At 59.4% G+C, this 15,477-nt stretch carries 12 protein-coding genes and 6 tRNA genes; 17 read left to right on the top strand and 1 reads right to left on the bottom strand.

Features of this window, described 5'->3' with window-relative positions; genetic code table 11:
* Positions 1-5 precede the first annotated feature (5 nt).
* The 10 genes from nagC (at position 6) to ACORQT_RS05745 (ending at position 6,431) form a co-directional block, all read left to right on the top strand.
* Positions 6-1,226, top strand: coding sequence for a DNA-binding transcriptional regulator NagC (gene nagC / locus ACORQT_RS05790; RefSeq protein WP_019454064.1), 1,221 nt, complete (start codon positions 6-8; stop codon positions 1,224-1,226).
* Between the two features lie 67 nt (positions 1,227-1,293).
* The gene (locus tag ACORQT_RS05785; RefSeq protein WP_004939957.1) at positions 1,294-2,046 is read left to right on the top strand and encodes an HAD-IIA family hydrolase; all 753 of its coding nucleotides are present in this window, start codon (positions 1,294-1,296) and stop codon (positions 2,044-2,046) included.
* 190 nt (positions 2,047-2,236) lie between these two features.
* Complete coding sequence (locus ACORQT_RS05780; protein WP_108680280.1) at positions 2,237-3,679, top strand: carbohydrate-binding protein; 1,443 nt, start codon at positions 2,237-2,239, stop codon at positions 3,677-3,679.
* A gap of 283 nt (positions 3,680-3,962) precedes the next feature.
* Positions 3,963-5,627 (top strand): asparagine synthase B, encoded by a 1,665-nt coding sequence (gene asnB / locus ACORQT_RS05775; RefSeq protein WP_033642171.1) that lies wholly within the window; start codon positions 3,963-3,965, stop codon positions 5,625-5,627.
* Positions 5,628-5,846: 219 nt separating this feature from the next.
* Positions 5,847-5,920: transfer RNA gene (locus ACORQT_RS05770), tRNA-Met, on the top strand.
* A 4-nt stretch (positions 5,921-5,924) separates the two neighbouring features.
* Positions 5,925-6,010, top strand: a tRNA-Leu gene (locus ACORQT_RS05765).
* A 30-nt stretch (positions 6,011-6,040) separates the two neighbouring features.
* Positions 6,041-6,115, top strand: a tRNA-Gln gene (locus ACORQT_RS05760).
* Positions 6,116-6,159: 44 nt separating this feature from the next.
* A tRNA-Gln gene (locus ACORQT_RS05755) sits at positions 6,160-6,234 on the top strand.
* Between the two features lie 41 nt (positions 6,235-6,275).
* A tRNA-Met gene (locus ACORQT_RS05750) sits at positions 6,276-6,352 on the top strand.
* A gap of 4 nt (positions 6,353-6,356) precedes the next feature.
* Positions 6,357-6,431: transfer RNA gene (locus ACORQT_RS05745), tRNA-Gln, on the top strand.
* 88 nt (positions 6,432-6,519) lie between these two features.
* On the opposite strand, the gene ubiF is transcribed toward ACORQT_RS05745, so the two are convergent.
* Positions 6,520-7,701, bottom strand: coding sequence for a 3-demethoxyubiquinol 3-hydroxylase (gene ubiF, locus ACORQT_RS05740; RefSeq protein ID WP_089191295.1), 1,182 nt, complete (start codon positions 7,699-7,701; stop codon positions 6,520-6,522).
* 197 nt (positions 7,702-7,898) lie between these two features.
* Between ubiF and miaB the strand changes: the two genes are divergently transcribed.
* The 7 genes from miaB to ACORQT_RS05705 all read left to right on the top strand — a co-directional run bounded on the left by miaB (position 7,899) and on the right by ACORQT_RS05705 (position 15,330).
* Positions 7,899-9,323: a tRNA (N6-isopentenyl adenosine(37)-C2)-methylthiotransferase MiaB gene (gene miaB / locus ACORQT_RS05735; protein ID WP_342174008.1), complete on the top strand. Its 1,425-nt coding sequence runs from the start codon at positions 7,899-7,901 to the stop codon at positions 9,321-9,323.
* A 119-nt stretch (positions 9,324-9,442) separates the two neighbouring features.
* Positions 9,443-9,778, top strand: coding sequence for a zinc ribbon domain-containing protein YjdM (locus ACORQT_RS05730; RefSeq protein WP_004939967.1), 336 nt, complete (start codon positions 9,443-9,445; stop codon positions 9,776-9,778).
* 258 nt (positions 9,779-10,036) lie between these two features.
* Positions 10,037-11,068 carry a PhoH family protein gene (locus ACORQT_RS05725; protein WP_170853105.1) on the top strand — a complete coding sequence of 344 codons (1,032 nt, stop codon included), beginning with the start codon at positions 10,037-10,039 and terminating at the stop codon, positions 11,066-11,068.
* Positions 11,065-11,538 carry an rRNA maturation RNase YbeY gene (gene ybeY / locus ACORQT_RS05720; protein WP_004939970.1) on the top strand — a complete coding sequence of 158 codons (474 nt, stop codon included), beginning with the start codon at positions 11,065-11,067 and terminating at the stop codon, positions 11,536-11,538. Before ACORQT_RS05725 ends, ybeY begins: the two co-directional genes overlap by 4 nt.
* Positions 11,539-11,622: 84 nt before the next feature.
* Positions 11,623-12,501 (top strand): CNNM family magnesium/cobalt transport protein CorC, encoded by an 879-nt coding sequence (gene corC / locus ACORQT_RS05715; RefSeq protein WP_004939973.1) that lies wholly within the window; start codon positions 11,623-11,625, stop codon positions 12,499-12,501.
* Between the two features lie 7 nt (positions 12,502-12,508).
* Entirely contained in the window at positions 12,509-14,038 is a 1,530-nt protein-coding gene (gene lnt, locus ACORQT_RS05710) for an apolipoprotein N-acyltransferase (RefSeq protein ID WP_047572360.1), read from the top strand.
* Positions 14,039-14,433: 395 nt separating this feature from the next.
* The gene (locus tag ACORQT_RS05705) at positions 14,434-15,330 is read left to right on the top strand and encodes an amino acid ABC transporter substrate-binding protein (protein ID WP_033642166.1); all 897 of its coding nucleotides are present in this window, start codon (positions 14,434-14,436) and stop codon (positions 15,328-15,330) included.
* Positions 15,331-15,477 lie beyond the last annotated feature (147 nt).

The following is a 15,477-nucleotide window of genomic DNA, read 5'->3' as shown; positions in this document are numbered from 1 at the left end:
TATTGATGAGCACTGGCGGACAAGCACAAATAGGGAACGTTGACTTAGTCAAACAACTTAACGGCGCGGCAGTTTACCGCCTGATCGACCAGCAGGGCCCGATCTCGCGCATTCAGATTGCCGAACTCAGCCAGCTCGCCCCCGCCAGCGTCACCAAAATTACTCGCCAGCTGCTGGAGCGCGGGCTGATCAAAGAAGTCGATCAGCAGGCCTCCACCGGCGGCCGCCGCGCGATCTCCATCGTGTCGGAAACCCGTCATTTCCATACCGTCGCGGTGCGTCTCGGCCGCCACGACGCCACCATAACCCTGTATGACATGAGCGGCAAGTCGCTCAGCGAAGAACACTATCCGCTGCCGGAACGCACTCAAGAAACGCTGGAGAATGCGCTGTTCGCCGCCATCGCCCAATTCATCGACGCTAACCAGCGCCGCCTGCGCGAGCTGATCGCCATCGCGGTGATCCTGCCCGGCCTGGTGGATCCGGCGCTGGGCGTGGTGCGCTACATGCCGCACATCAGCGTCAGCAATTGGGCGCTGGTGGACAACCTGCAGCAGCGCTTTAACGTCACCAGCTTCGTCGGCCACGACATCCGCAGCCTGGCGCTGGCGGAGCACTACTTCGGCGCCACCCGCGACTGCGAAGACTCGATTCTGGTGCGCCTGCACCGCGGCACCGGCGCCGGCATCATCGTCAACGGGCAGATTTTTCTCGGCAACAACGGCAACGTCGGCGAGATCGGCCATATCCAGATCGATCCGTTGGGGGAACGCTGCCACTGCGGCAACTTCGGCTGCCTGGAAACCGTGGCCGCCAACGCCGCGATCGAACAGCGCGTGCGCCAGCTGCTGAGCCAGGGCTACCCGAGCAAACTGACGCTGGAAGACTGCGGCATCAACGCCATCTGCAAGGCCGCCAACCGCGGCGATCTGCTGGCCAGCGAAGTGATCGAACACGTAGGCCGCTATCTGGGCAAAGCGGTGGCCATCGCCATCAACCTGTTCAATCCGCAGAAGGTGGTGATCGCCGGTGAGATCACCGAAGCGGACAAGGTGCTGCTGCCGGCGATCCAGAGCTGCATCAATACCCAGGTGCTGAAGGACTTCCGCAAAAATCTGCCGGTGGTGACCTCCGAACTCAATCATCGCTCGGCGATCGGCGCTTTCGCCCTGGCCAAACGCGCGATGCTCAACGGCGTGCTCTTGCAGCGATTGCTGGAAAGCTGATCCGCCGCTTCTGGCAGGCGTGTTATCTTCACCCTTCGCCTGCCGTAATCATGAGAAACAGCGACAAATGAAAATCAAAAACGTTATATGCGATATCGACGGCGTGCTGCTGCATGACAATACGCCGGTGCCCGGCGCCGACCTGTTCCTGGCGCGCATCCAGGAACAAGGCATGCCGCTGGTGGTGCTGACCAACTACCCGTCACAGACCGCGCAGGATCTGGCGAACCGCTTCGCCGCCGCCGGGCTGGAAGTGCCGGAGAGCGCGTTCTACACCTCGGCGATGGCCACCGCCGATTTCCTGCGCCGTCAGGAAGGCAAAAAAGCCTATGTGGTCGGCGAAGGCGCCCTGATCCATGAGCTGTACAAAGCCGGTTTCACCATCACCGACATCAACCCCGACTTCGTGATCGTCGGTGAAACCCGCTCTTACAACTGGGACATGATGCATAAAGCCGCCTACTTCGTGAGCAACGGCGCGCGCTTTATCGCCACCAACCCGGATAGTCACGGCCACGGCTTCTCGCCGGCCTGTGGCGCGCTGTGCGCCCCCATTGAGAAGATCACCGGCCGCAAGCCGTTTTACGTCGGCAAGCCCAGCCCGTGGATCATTCGCGCCGCACTGAACAAAATGCAGGCGCACTCGGAAGAGACGGTGATCGTCGGCGATAACCTGCGCACCGACATTCTGGCGGGCTTCCAGGCCGGCCTGGAAACCGTGCTGGTGCTGTCCGGCGTCTCCACGCTGAGCGACATCGAAACCATGCCGTTCCGCCCGAGCTACGTCTACCCTTCCGTCGCCGATATCACCATCTTCTGATGCGGCCATGGCGGCCGCCCGGCCGCCATTATTTCCTTCTCCCTCAGCGTCAGTTTGAATTTAATTCGTTCATGGCCGTAAAAGGTTTCAGCCTGCCTGCGTTAAAAATCCTCATTATAACGTTACGCCCCGCCAATAGCTGATATTGCCGGCGAGCGAAAAACTCTTACCCCTAATGAATGAGGCTACCATGAGCACAAATAACACGATTAATGCCGGCGCCGCCGATGACGCGGCCATTATGCCGTCTATCGCCAATAAAAAGATCCTGATGGGTTTCTGGCACAACTGGGCCGCCGGCGCCAGTGACGGCTATCAGCAGGGCCAGTTCACCAATATGAACCTGACCGACATTCCCGCCGAGTACAACGTGGTGGCCGTCGCCTTTATGAAAGGCCAGGGCATCCCGACCTTCAAGCCTTACAACCTGTCCGATGCCGAGTTCCGCCGCCAGGTGGGCGTGCTGAACAGCCAGGGCCGCGCGGTGCTGATCTCCCTCGGCGGCGCAGACGCGCATATCGAGCTGAAAACCGGCGACGAAGACAAGCTGAAAGACGAGATTATTCGCCTGGTGGAAGTCTATGGCTTCGACGGCCTGGATATCGATCTGGAACAGGCGGCGATCGGCGCCGCCAATAATAAAACCGTCTTGCCTGCTGCGCTGAAAAAAGTAAAAGACCATTACGCTGCCCAGGGGAAAAACTTTATTATCAGCATGGCGCCGGAATTCCCGTATTTACGCACCAACGGCACCTACCTGGATTATATTAACGCCCTCGAAGGCTATTACGACTTTATCGCGCCGCAATATTATAACCAGGGCGGCGACGGTATTTGGGTGGATGAACTCAATGCCTGGATCACGCAGAATAACGACGCAATGAAAGAGGACTTCCTCTACTACCTGACGGAAAGCCTGGTTACCGGCACCCGCGGCTATGCGAAGATCCCGGCGGCGAAATTCGTCATCGGCCTGCCGAGCAATAACGATGCCGCCGCCACCGGCTACGTGGTCAACAAACAGGCGGTGTATAACGCTTTCTCGCGTCTCGACGCCAAAAACCTGTCGATCAAGGGCCTGATGACCTGGTCAATCAACTGGGATAACGGCAAGAGCAAAGCCGGCGTCGCCTACAATTGGGAGTTCAAAACCCGCTATGCGCCGCTGATTCAGGGCGGCGTCACCCCGCCGCCGGGAAAGCCTAATGCGCCGACGGCGCTGACGGTCGCCGAGCTGGGCGCCACCTCGCTGAAACTGAGCTGGGCCGCCGCCACCGGCGCCTCACCGATCGCCAGCTACACCGTCTACCGCAACGGCAACCCGATCGGCCAAACCGCCGGTCTGTCGCTGGCCGACAGCGGTCTGACGCCGGCAACCCAGTACAGCTACTTCGTTACCGCGACCGACACCCTGGGCAATACCTCCCTGCCGAGCAGCGCGCTGGCGGTCAAAACCGCCAATGACGGTACGCCGCCCGATCCGGGCGCGCCCGAGTGGCAGAACAACCACAGCTACAAAGCCGGCGACGTCGTGAGTTATAAAGGCAAGAAATACACCTGTATTCAGGCGCACACCTCCAATGCCGGCTGGACGCCGGATGCCGCGTTCACCCTCTGGCAGCTCATCGCCTAATCGCTAATCGATTGCCGGTCAAACTGGCCGGCAATCCCGCCATCACGCTAAAAATTGCATAATCGATAATTTTTCACGCCGATAACTGAAAATCCGTTAAAAACCTCAGCTACGCAAACAACTATTTCTCAGCGCATGGCTAAAACGCTTGCATCCTCTGCAGCTTTTGGCGCATTTTCATAACCACAGCGCAGCAAAACCGCGTTATCGCTGATAAATCGGCAATGCTGCCCATAACAGTAAAAACAACATCACAGTCATAAAAGCCCGTTAGGAGAGTTGTATGTGTTCTATTTTCGGTGTGCTCGATCTGAAGTCCGATCCCGTTGAACTGCGTAAGAAAGCGCTGGAGCTGTCACGTCTGATGCGCCACCGCGGCCCGGATTGGTCCGGCGTTTACGCCAGCGACAAAGCCATTCTGGCTCACGAACGCCTGTCGATCGTCGACGTCAACAACGGCGCTCAACCGCTGTACAACGCTGCGCACACCCACGTTCTGGCGGTCAACGGCGAAATTTACAACCACCAGGCGCTGCGCCAACAGCTGAGCGACCGCTATGCCTTCCAGACCGGCTCCGACTGTGAAGTGATCCTGGCGCTGTATCAGGAGAAAGGCCCGGAGTTCCTCGACGATCTGCAAGGCATGTTCGCCTTTGCCCTGTATGACACCGAAAAAGACGCCTACCTGATCGGCCGCGATCACCTGGGCATCATCCCGCTGTATATGGGCCATGACGAACACGGCAACCTGTACGTTGCCTCGGAAATGAAAGCGCTGGTGCCGGTGTGCCGCACCATCAAGGAATTCCCGGCCGGCAGCTACCTGTGGAGCCAGGACGGCCAGATCCGCGAATACTATCGCCGCGACTGGTTCGATTACGACAGCGTCAAGGACAACGTGACCGACGCCGCCGCCCTGCGCACCGCGCTGGAAGAGTCGGTGAAAAGCCACCTGATGTCCGACGTGCCTTACGGCGTGCTGCTCTCGGGCGGGCTGGATTCCTCGGTCATTTCGGCGATCACCAAGAAGTACGCCGCGCGCCGCGTGGAAGATCAGGAACGCAGCGAAGCCTGGTGGCCGCAGTTGCACTCCTTCGCCGTCGGGCTGGAAGGCTCGCCGGATCTGCGCGCCGCGCAGGAGGTGGCCAACCATCTGGGCACCGTGCACCATGAGATCCACTTCACCGTGCAGGAAGGGCTGGACGCCATCCGCGACGTGATTTACCACATCGAAACCTATGACGTCACCACCATCCGCGCGTCGACGCCGATGTACCTGATGTCGCGCAAAATCAAGGCGATGGGCATCAAGATGGTGCTTTCCGGCGAAGGCGCGGACGAAGTGTTCGGCGGCTACCTGTACTTCCATAAGGCGCCGGACGCCCGCGAATTCCACGAAGAGACCGTACGCAAACTGCTGGCGCTGCACATGTTCGACTGCGCGCGCGCCAACAAGGCGATGTCCGCCTGGGGCGTCGAAGCCCGCGTGCCGTTCCTGGACAAGAAATTCCTCGATGTGGCAATGCGCATCAACCCGAAAGATAAAATGTGCGGCAACGGCAAAATGGAAAAACACATCGTTCGCGAATGTTTCGAGTCCTATTTGCCCGCCAGCGTGGCCTGGCGCCAGAAAGAGCAGTTCTCCGACGGCGTCGGCTACAGCTGGATCGACACGCTAAAAGAGGTGGCTGCGCAGCAAATTAGCGATCAACAGCTCGAAACCGCGCGTTTCCGCTTCCCGTACAACACGCCGACGTCGAAAGAAGGCTACCTGTACCGCGAAATCTTCGAGGAGCTGTTCCCGCTGCCGAGCGCCGCCGAATGCGTGCCGGGCGGCCCATCCGTCGCCTGCTCGTCCGCCAAGGCCATCGAGTGGGATGAATCGTTCAAGAAGATGGACGATCCTTCCGGCCGCGCCGTCGGCGTGCACCAGGCCGCCTATAAATAATCGCGCGGCATTTTCCCCGGGGCGGGCCTTTTGGCCCGCCTTTTTGTTGCCTTTTCCGCCCGCCAACTGCCTGAATTGCCGATTTTATCGCCATAATGTTCACAACCCAGACAAACGGCGCTTCCGGGCGCTTTTTCGGGAAAAAACTTGTTGACGCAAATCGGTCATATACGCATAATGCGCCCCGCAACGCCGATGAAGGCAAAGCAAAAAAAAGAGGGCTACGTAGCTCAGTAGGTTAGAGCACATTACTCATAATGATGAGGTCACAGGTTCAAATCCTGTCGTAGCTAATATGCGGGAGTGGCGAAATTTGGTATACGCACCAGATTTAGGTTCTGGCGCCGCAAGGTGTGCGAGTTCAAGTCTCGCCTCCCGCACCATTTCTCTTCATCGTCGGCGCAGTATGTTGATGGGGTATCGCCAAGCGGTAAGGCACCGGTTTTTGATACCGGCATTCCCTGGTTCGAATCCAGGTACCCCAGCCATATTCTTTCGGGAACGGGGTTTCAACATAAGATTTGTTTGCAGGTGGGGTATCGCCAAGCGGTAAGGCACCGGTTTTTGATACCGGCATTCCCTGGTTCGAATCCAGGTACCCCAGCCATAACAAACTGTTTGCAAATCAAAGAAGTAAAAAGTAACATCGGCTACGTAGCTCAGCTGGTTAGAGCACATCACTCATAATGATGGGGTCACAGGTTCAAATCCCGTCGTAGCCACCATAATTGGGGTGTCGCCAAGCGGTAAGGCTCTGGTTTCTGATACCAGCATACCCAGGTTCGAATCCTGGCACCCCAGCCATATTTAGAAAAGCCCGCTTCGGCGGGCTTTTTGCTGTCTGCCGTTCAGCCAACCTAAAATAGGCCCAGCCACCGCTGAGCCCTGTCGGTTACAATCCCAAGGCGTACTTCAACGCATGCTCTTTCAGCTTGCCCGCCCGCTGCGCGGCCATCAGCGCCAGATTGCGCGCCACGGTCAGCGGCGCCAGGTTATTGCTGAAGGCGGTATAGAACAGATCCATGCCGCTTTGCATCAGCAGATTGTCGGTACGGCGGCGGCGTTGATAGCGCAGCAGCACCGCCTCGCCGCTCCAGTCTTCTCCCTGCTCTCGCGCCTCGCTCAGCACGTTCAGCAAGGCATCCACATCGCGATACCCCAGATTGACGCCCTGCCCGGCCAGCGGGTTGATGGTATGCGCCGCATCGCCCAGCAGCGCCAGGCCCGGCAGCACGTAGCGCTGCGCATGACGACGCGTCAACGGGAACGATCCGGCGGCATGCACCTTGACCGGGCCCAGTCGCGCCGGAAAAGCGGCGGCGATCTCGCGCTCCAGCTGCGCCGGCGGCATCGCCTGCAGTTGGCGAATGCGCTGCGGGCTGTCATACCACACCAGCGACGCCCAGCTGTCGTACAGCGGCAGGAAAGCGCGCGGCCCTGACGGGAAGAAGCGCTGCCAGGTCACATCCTGCTGCGGCGCGCCGGTATCGACGGTGATCAACATGCACGCCTGACGATACTGCCAGCCGTTGGTGCCGATCGCCGCCAGCTTGCGCACCTGCGAGTTGGCGCCGTCGGCGCCGACAACCAGCCGCGCCTGCAGCGTTTCACCGCTGTCCAGCGTCAGTTGCCAGGCCTTGTCCGCCCGCTGCAGCGATTGCAGCCTGGCGGGGCACAGCAGCGTCAAATTGGCGCACTGTGCGAACTGCTGCCACAGCGCCAGCTGCAAAATGCGGTTTTCCACCATAAAGCCCAACTCCGGCAGCCCCAGAGATAGCGCATCGAACGCCACGCGCGACGACGCCCATTCCCAGGTCTCCAGCCGGCGATATGGCGCCGTGCGCATCGCCGTCACGGCGGGCCAGGCGCCGAGCTGTTTCAGCAGCCCCACCGAGGTGCAGCCGATAGCGGAAATGCGCAGGTCCGGCGGGCTTTGCGCCTCGAACGCCTGCGGCGCCTGATGTTCCAGCAACGCCACCGACCAGCCCGCCTGCGCCAGGCCCAGAGCCGCCGCCGCGCCGACCATGCCGCCGCCCACCACCACCGCGTCGTACCGATTTTGAGATGTCTTCATATTGGCTATGTTTTCTATGTGAATGCTCGCCATCCCACCCGACATGGCGTTTTGCGCAGTGTACCGGATTTTCGCTTCGGCTTCAGGTTGCGTGCCATTTTCCCCCGCGCTGGTCACAACGGCGGCAAATGATTACAATACGCGCCCTGCATGTCGCGTAACGCAACTTTCGCTCCGCACTGAGTAATGGCAAGTCAATGACGAAAAAACTACATATCAAAACCTGGGGCTGCCAGATGAATGAGTACGATTCATCGAAAATGGCCGACCTGTTGAACAGCACGCACGGCTTCGAGTGGACCGACAACGCCGAGGAAGCGGACGTGCTGTTGCTAAACACCTGCTCGATCCGTGAAAAAGCGCAGGAAAAAGTTTTCGCCATGCTGGGGCGCTGGCGCTTGCTGAAAGAGAAGAACCCGTCTGTCATCATCGGCGTCGGCGGTTGCGTGGCCTCGCAAGAAGGCGAACTGATCCGCAGCCGCGCGCCTTGCGTCGACGTGGTATTCGGCCCGCAGACCCTGCACCGCCTGCCGGAAATGATCAACCACGTTCAGGGCACCCGCAGCCCGGTGGTCGATATCAGTTTCCCGGAGATCGAAAAGTTCGACCGCCTGCCGGAGCCGCGCGCCGAAGGCCCGACCGCGTTCGTGTCGATCATGGAAGGCTGCAACAAATACTGCACTTTCTGCGTGGTGCCATACACCCGCGGCGAGGAAGTGAGCCGCCCGAGCGACGACGTGCTGTTCGAAATCGCCCAACTGGCGGCGCAGGGCGTGCGCGAAGTCAACCTGCTCGGCCAAAACGTCAACGCGTACCGCGGCGCCACGCATGACGGCGATATCTGCTCGTTCGCCGAACTTCTGCGCCTGGTGGCCGCCATCGACGGCATCGATCGCATTCGCTTCACCACCAGCCACCCTATCGAGTTCACCGATGACATCATCGCGGTGTACGAAGACACACCGGAGCTGGTCAGCTTCCTGCACCTGCCGGTGCAGAGCGGTTCGGATCGCATCCTGACCATGATGAAACGCGCCCATACCGCGCTGGAGTATAAGGCGATTATCCGCAAGCTGCGCAAGGCGCGCCCGAACATCCAGCTCAGCTCCGACTTCATCGTCGGTTTCCCGGGCGAGAGCCAGACCGACTTCGAACAAACCATGAACCTGATCGCCGACGTCAACTTCGACGTCAGCTTCAGCTTCATCTATTCGTCGCGCCCCGGTACGCCGGCGGCGGACATGGTTGACGACGTCAGCGAAGAAGAGAAAAAACAGCGGCTGTATATTCTGCAGGATCGCATCAACCAGCAGGCGCTGCAGTTCAGCCGCCGCATGCTCGGCACCGTCCAGCGCATTCTGGTGGAAGGCACCTCGCGCAGAAGCGTGATGGAGCTGGCCGGGCGCACGGAGTGCAACCGTGTGGTAAACTTCGAAGGCACGCCCGACATGATCGGCCAGTTTGTCGACGTGGAAATTACCGAGGTGCTGACCAACACCCTGCGTGGCGCAGTGGTGCGCACCGAACAGCAGATGGATCTGCGCGTACATGAATCCCCGCAGTCGGTGATCGCCCGTACCCGCAAAGAAAACGCGCTGGGCGTCGGCATTTACCAGCCCTGACGCCGCGGCGGCCCGCCTTATCGCCGCCCGTTCGCGCTACTCCTTACCGTTTCTCCGCCGGGCGTCCGCGCCCGGTGATGTTCTTTTTTTATTTTTTATTGTTGAAGAGGCGACATAACATGCAACTCCCACACTGCCCGAAGTGCAACTCCGAATACACCTACCAGGACAATGCCCTGTTCATCTGCCCTGAGTGCGCTCACGAGTGGAGCGACAGCGCCCCGGCGGAAGATCAGGACGCGCTGATCGTCAAAGACGCCAACGGCAACCTGCTGGCGGACGGCGATGCGGTCACCGTGATCAAGGACCTGAAGGTTAAAGGCAGCTCCTCGATGCTGAAGATCGGCACCAAGGTGAAAAACATTCGTCTGGTGGAAGGCGACCACAACATCGACTGCAAAATCGACGGCTTCGGCCCGATGAAGCTGAAATCCGAGTTCGTGAAAAAGAACTGATTCTCGGCGGCCTTGTCCTGTGATGACGCGGCGGGCTTTGCGCCCCGCCGCGTTTTTTCCTTATCTTCCCTTGAATTCCGCCGACGGCGCACAGATAGATCAGCGGTAAACTTGCGCCGTTGCGGCGCACCATGAATAATTCAAGAAAGAGAGTATTCAGGCTCGCCCTGAACGCGCGCGTCCCGGACGCGCTATGTGACATCAACCAGGCCCGATGTGACCTAGAGGAATAGTTTGAACGTCGCAACACAAGAAATTATGTTGGAGCCCGCAGACAACAAGCGTTTGCTCAGCCTGTGCGGCCCGTTTGATGACAACATCAAGCAACTCGAGCGCCGATTGGGCATCGAAATCAATCGTCGCGACAACCGCTTCAAGCTGGTCGGCAAAAACCTGTGCGTGGTCGCCGCCGCCGATATCCTGCGCCATCTGTACGTGGATACCGCGCCGATTCGCGGCGTGATCCCGGATATCGATCCGGAGCAAATCCATCTGGCTATCAAAGAGAGCCGGGTGCTGGAACAGGTGGCGGACAGCGTGCCGGATTACGGCAAGGCGGTCACCATCAAAACCAAGCGCGGCATGGTGAAACCGCGCACGCCTAACCAGGCGCAGTACATCGCCAACATTCTCGATCACGACATCACCTTCGGCATCGGCCCGGCCGGTACCGGCAAAACTTACCTGGCGGTCGCCGCCGCGGTGGATGCGCTGGAACGCCAGGAAATTCGCCGCATTCTGCTGACCCGTCCCGCGGTCGAAGCCGGCGAAAAGCTGGGCTTCCTGCCGGGCGATCTGAGCCAGAAGGTTGATCCTTATCTGCGCCCGCTGTACGACGCCCTGTTCGAAATGCTGGGCTTCGAGCGCGTGGAGAAGCTCATTGAGCGCAACGTGATCGAAGTCGCGCCGCTGGCCTATATGCGCGGCCGTACGCTGAACGACGCCTTTATCATTCTGGATGAGAGCCAGAACACCACCATCGAGCAGATGAAGATGTTCCTGACGCGCATCGGTTTCAACTCGAAGGCGGTCATCACCGGCGACGTCACCCAGATCGACCTGCCGCGCAACCAGAAATCCGGCCTGCGCCACGCGGTGGAAGTGCTGTCGGACGTGGAAGAACTGAGCTTCAACTTCTTCCACAGCGAAGACGTGGTGCGCCACCCGGTGGTGGCCCGCGTGGTCATCGCTTATGAGGCCTGGGAAGCGGCCGAACAGAAACGCAAAGACGCAATTGCCGAACAACGTAAGCGCGAGGCGCTCGCCGCTTCCGAGCAGGAGACACCATGAGTCAGGTGATTTTGGATCTGCAGATTGCCTGTGAAAGCAGCGACGGCCTGCCGGATGAAGCCACGTTCCAGCGCTGGCTGGAAGGCGTGCTGCCGCAATTTCAGGAAGAGGCCGAGGTCACCGTACGTCTGGTGGACGAAGCGGAAAGCCACGAGCTGAACCTGACCTATCGCGGCAAAGACAAGCCGACCAACGTGCTCTCTTTCCCGTTCGAAGCCCCGCCGGGCATCGAGCTGCCGCTGCTCGGCGATCTGATCATCTGCCGCCAGGTGGTTGAACAGGAAGCGATTGAGCAAGGCAAGGCGCTGGAGGCCCACTGGGCGCATATGGTTGTCCACGGCAGCCTTCATCTGCTAGGGTATGACCACATCGAAGACGATGAAGCCGAAGAAATGGAGTCTTTGGAAACCGAAATCATGCACGGACTGGGCTACCCTGATCCGTACCTGGCGGAAAAAGACCCCGTCTGACGTCAGCCGTTTACCTTACAGCCCCTAACGGGGCTGTCGCTGACGCCCCTTAACTCTGACATGAGTGACAGTAACGAAAACGCCATGAGCGACGACCATTCACAAAGCAATGACAGCCCCAGTCCCAAGAAGGGGTTCTTTACTCTTATCCTTAACCAGCTGTTCCACGGCGAGCCCAAAAACCGTGGCGATCTGGTCGAGCTGATCCGTGATTCCGAACAAAACGACCTGATCGATCCCGATACCCGCGACATGCTGGAAGGCGTGATGGATATCGCCGAACAGCGCGTGCGCGACATCATGATCCCCCGCTCCCAGATGGTGACGCTCAAGCGCAACCAGACGCTGGAAGAGTGCCTGGACGTGATTATCGACTCCGCCCACTCGCGCTTCCCGGTGATCAGCGAAGACAAAGATCACATCGAAGGCATCCTGATGGCCAAGGATCTGCTGCCGTTCATGCGCGCAGACTCCGAGCCGTTCAGCATCGACAAAGTGCTGCGCACCGCGGTGGTGGTGCCGGAAAGCAAGCGCGTCGACCGGATGTTGAAAGAGTTCCGCTCCCAGCGCTACCACATGGCGATTGTCATTGACGAATTCGGCGGCGTGTCCGGCCTGGTCACCATCGAAGACATTCTGGAACTGATCGTCGGCGAGATCGAAGACGAATACGACGACGAAGACGATCTGGATATCCGCCAGCTCAGCCGCCACATGTACACCGTACGCGCGCTGGCACCGATCGAAGACTTCAACGAAGCCTTCGGCACCCATTTCAGCGACGACGAGGTCGATACCATCGGCGGTTTGGTGATGCAGGCCTTCGGCCATCTGCCTGCGCGCGGGGAAACCATTGAAATCGAAGGTTACCTATTTAAAGTTGCCATGGCAGACAGTCGACGTATCATCCAGGTTCATGTAAAAATTCCGGACGACTCTCCACCACCGAAACTGGAAGATTAAATCCAACATGGCTAAAGCCTCATTACTTGAACGCCAGTGGGTTCGCGCCCTGCTGGCGCTGTTGTCAGGTGCCGGCGGGACGCTGGCGTTCTCGCCCTACGATTTCTGGCCCGCGGCCATCGTCTCCCTGTTCGGCCTGCTGGCCGTTACCCTCAATCGCACCACCAAACAGTCCGCCCTGCTCGGCTTTGTCTGGGGCTTCGGGTTGTTCGGCAGCGGGATCAACTGGGTGTATGTCAGCATCGCCGATTTCGGCGGCATGCCCTTCGCCGTCAACGTCTTCCTGGTGGCGCTGCTCGCCGCTTACCTGTCGCTGTATACCGGGCTGTTCGCCGGGCTGCTGACCCGCCTGTGGCCGGCGACTCGCTGGTGGCGGCTGGCCATCGCCGCGCCGGCGCTGTGGCAGGTCACGGAATTCCTGCGCGGCTGGGTGCTGACCGGCTTCCCGTGGCTGCAGTTCGGCTATAGCCAGATCAACGGCCCGCTGAAAGGCATCGCGCCGCTGCTGGGCGTCGACGCCATCACCTTTGTGCTGATGGCCATCGCCGGCCTGCTGGTGTACGCCGTCAATCAGCGCCGCCTCTCGGCGGCGGTGATCGCCGCCGCGCTGCTGTTGTTGCCATGGCCGCTGCGCCAGCTGCAGTGGTTTACTCCGCAGACGGATAAAGCGGTGAATGTCGCCATGGTGCAAGGCAACATCGCTCAATCGATGAAATGGGATCCGAAAGCGCTGGTCAGCACGCTGCAAACCTATCTGGACGAAACCCGTCCCTACATGGGCAAGGCGCCGATCGTCATCTGGCCGGAATCCGCCATCCCGGATTATGAAGCCAATCAGAACGGCTTCCTGACGATGATGGACGACCTGATGCGGGCGAAGAACAGCAGCCTCATCACCGGCATCGTCGACGTGCGCGCCACGCCGCAGGGCCAGCAAATCTACAACAGCGCCATCGTGCTCGGTGAACCGACGCCGTACAGGTACCCCGCCAACGATCGCTACAACAAGCACCACCTGGTGCCGTTCGGCGAGTTTGTGCCGCTGGAGACGCTGCTGCGGCCGCTGGCGCCGTTCTTCGACCTGCCGATGTCCTCCTTCAGCCGCGGCGACTACGTACAACCGCAGCTCAGCGTACGCGGCTACAACCTGACGGCGGCCATTTGCTACGAAATCGTGTTGGGCCAGCAGGTGCGCGATAACTTCCGCCCGGACACCAACTTCCTGCTGACCATCTCCAACGACGCCTGGTTCGGCCACTCCATCGGCCCATGGCAGCACTTCCAGATGGCGCGCATGCGGGCGCTGGAACTGGGCCGGCCGCTGCTGCGCAGCACCAACAACGGCGTCACCGCCGCGGTGGACGCGAACGGCGACGTGATCGCCGAGATCCCGCAGTTCACTCGTCAGGTGCTTGAAGTGAAGGTCACACCGACCACCGGCGTCACGCCTTACGCGCGTTTCGGCGCCACGCCGCTGTGGGTGATCACCCTGTTGCTGGGCGGTTGGGCGCTGATGTTGGGCCTGCGCCGCAAATAGTCCTCTTCGCCGGGGCGCGCCCGCCGCGCCCCGCGTTTCCGTAAACGTTCCCCCACCTCGGTCAGAAAACGTCGTTAAATCAACGCGGCTGGCACACTCCTTGCTTTATCTAAGGTGACATCGCACGTCGGTTAACTTTTGCTGACGTTTTGTCGCACCCGTGCACATTTTGGAGGCGCCGAACGCACCATGCAGGTGCGTCTGGGTTTGGTTGCATTGATTTGGTGCGCGCGGCGTCTCAAAAAATGAAACATTTTAGTTTCAAGATATTCACAATCGGTTATTTTTTAACGGCTATCCGTTCTAAGACTATCTTTATAACCTGAGCAATAAATAGTCGATTTAAACCTGACGCTCTTTAGTCAGAGCCACCACAACAGCAAAGGAGTTGGACCATGCAAATGCGTAAATTGGCGTTATCGTTACTGCTGCTCGGTATGGCAGGTAGCGTGGCGCACGCGGAAGACCTGACCGGTACGCTGAAGAAAATCAAAGACAACGGCGTTATCGTTGTCGGCCACCGCGAATCGTCTGTGCCCTTTTCCTACTACGACAACCAGCAAAAAGTTGTGGGCTACTCTCAGGACTACTCCAACCAAATCGTTGAAGCCGTTAAGAAAAAGCTGAATGCACCGAATCTGCAGGTGAAAATGCTGCCGATTACCTCGCAGAACCGCATCCCGCTGCTGCAAAACGGCACCTATGACTTCGAATGCGGCTCTACCACCAATAACGTAGAGCGCCAGAAACAGGCCGCCTTCTCCGACACCATCTTTGTGGTCGGCACCCGCCTGCTGGTGAAGAAAGGCTCCGACATCAAAGACTTTAAAGACCTGGCCGGCAAACCGGTGGTGGTCACCTCCGGCACCACGTCCGAAGTGTTGCTGAACAAACTGAACGACAGCGACAAAATGAACATGCGCATCATCAGCGCCAAAGACCACGGCGACTCCTTCCGCACCCTGGAAAGCGGCCGCGCGGTGGCCTTCATGATGGATGACGCCCTGCTGGCGGGCGAGCGCGCCAAAGCCAAGAAGCCGGATCAATGGGAAATCATCGGCACGCCGCAGTCGAAAGAAGCCTACGGTTGCATGCTGCGTAAAGACGATCCTGAGTTCAAGAAACTGGTCGATGACACTATCGCCCAGGCGCAAACCTCCGGTGAAGCGGCCAAGTGGTTTGATAAATGGTTCAAGCAGCCTATCCCACCGAAAAACCTCAACATGAACTTCGAGCTGTCGGACGACATGAAGCAACTGTTCAAAGCGCCTAACGACAAAGCGTTGAACTGACTCAATAGAATAAAGCCGGGGCGGCCGCCAAGCCAAACCGGCCCAGTTGATGACTGGGACAGACAGGAATGAGGGGGGCCGTTCCCCTCCCTCATTTTCCCCAAGGCGCGTCACCGATCTCCGCACACAACAAGCCAGCCCGACTGG

Source organism: Serratia sp. (in: enterobacteria) (assembly GCF_052400455.1).
In the GTDB taxonomy this organism is placed as follows: Bacteria; Pseudomonadota; Gammaproteobacteria; order Enterobacterales; family Enterobacteriaceae; genus Serratia; species Serratia ureilytica.
This window is presented reverse-complemented; position numbering and strand designations above follow the sequence as displayed.

Coding starts and splice junctions, on each gene's coding strand:
- ACORQT_RS05730 (WP_004939967.1), top strand. CDS start 9,443: ATGCAACTCCCACACTGCCCGAAGTGCAACTCCGAATACACCTACCAG.
- ACORQT_RS05780 (WP_108680280.1), top strand. CDS start 2,237: ATGAGCACAAATAACACGATTAATGCCGGCGCCGCCGATGACGCGGCC.
- nagC (WP_019454064.1), top strand. CDS start 6: ATGAGCACTGGCGGACAAGCACAAATAGGGAACGTTGACTTAGTCAAA.
- ybeY (WP_004939970.1), top strand. CDS start 11,065: ATGAGTCAGGTGATTTTGGATCTGCAGATTGCCTGTGAAAGCAGCGAC.
- lnt (WP_047572360.1), top strand. CDS start 12,509: ATGGCTAAAGCCTCATTACTTGAACGCCAGTGGGTTCGCGCCCTGCTG.
- corC (WP_004939973.1), top strand. CDS start 11,623: ATGAGCGACGACCATTCACAAAGCAATGACAGCCCCAGTCCCAAGAAG.
- miaB (WP_342174008.1), top strand. CDS start 7,899: ATGACGAAAAAACTACATATCAAAACCTGGGGCTGCCAGATGAATGAG.
- ACORQT_RS05725 (WP_170853105.1), top strand. CDS start 10,037: ATGTTGGAGCCCGCAGACAACAAGCGTTTGCTCAGCCTGTGCGGCCCG.
- asnB (WP_033642171.1), top strand. CDS start 3,963: ATGTGTTCTATTTTCGGTGTGCTCGATCTGAAGTCCGATCCCGTTGAA.
- ubiF (WP_089191295.1), bottom strand. CDS start 7,701: ATGAAGACATCTCAAAATCGGTACGACGCGGTGGTGGTGGGCGGCGGC.
- ACORQT_RS05705 (WP_033642166.1), top strand. CDS start 14,434: ATGCAAATGCGTAAATTGGCGTTATCGTTACTGCTGCTCGGTATGGCA.
- ACORQT_RS05785 (WP_004939957.1), top strand. CDS start 1,294: ATGAAAATCAAAAACGTTATATGCGATATCGACGGCGTGCTGCTGCAT.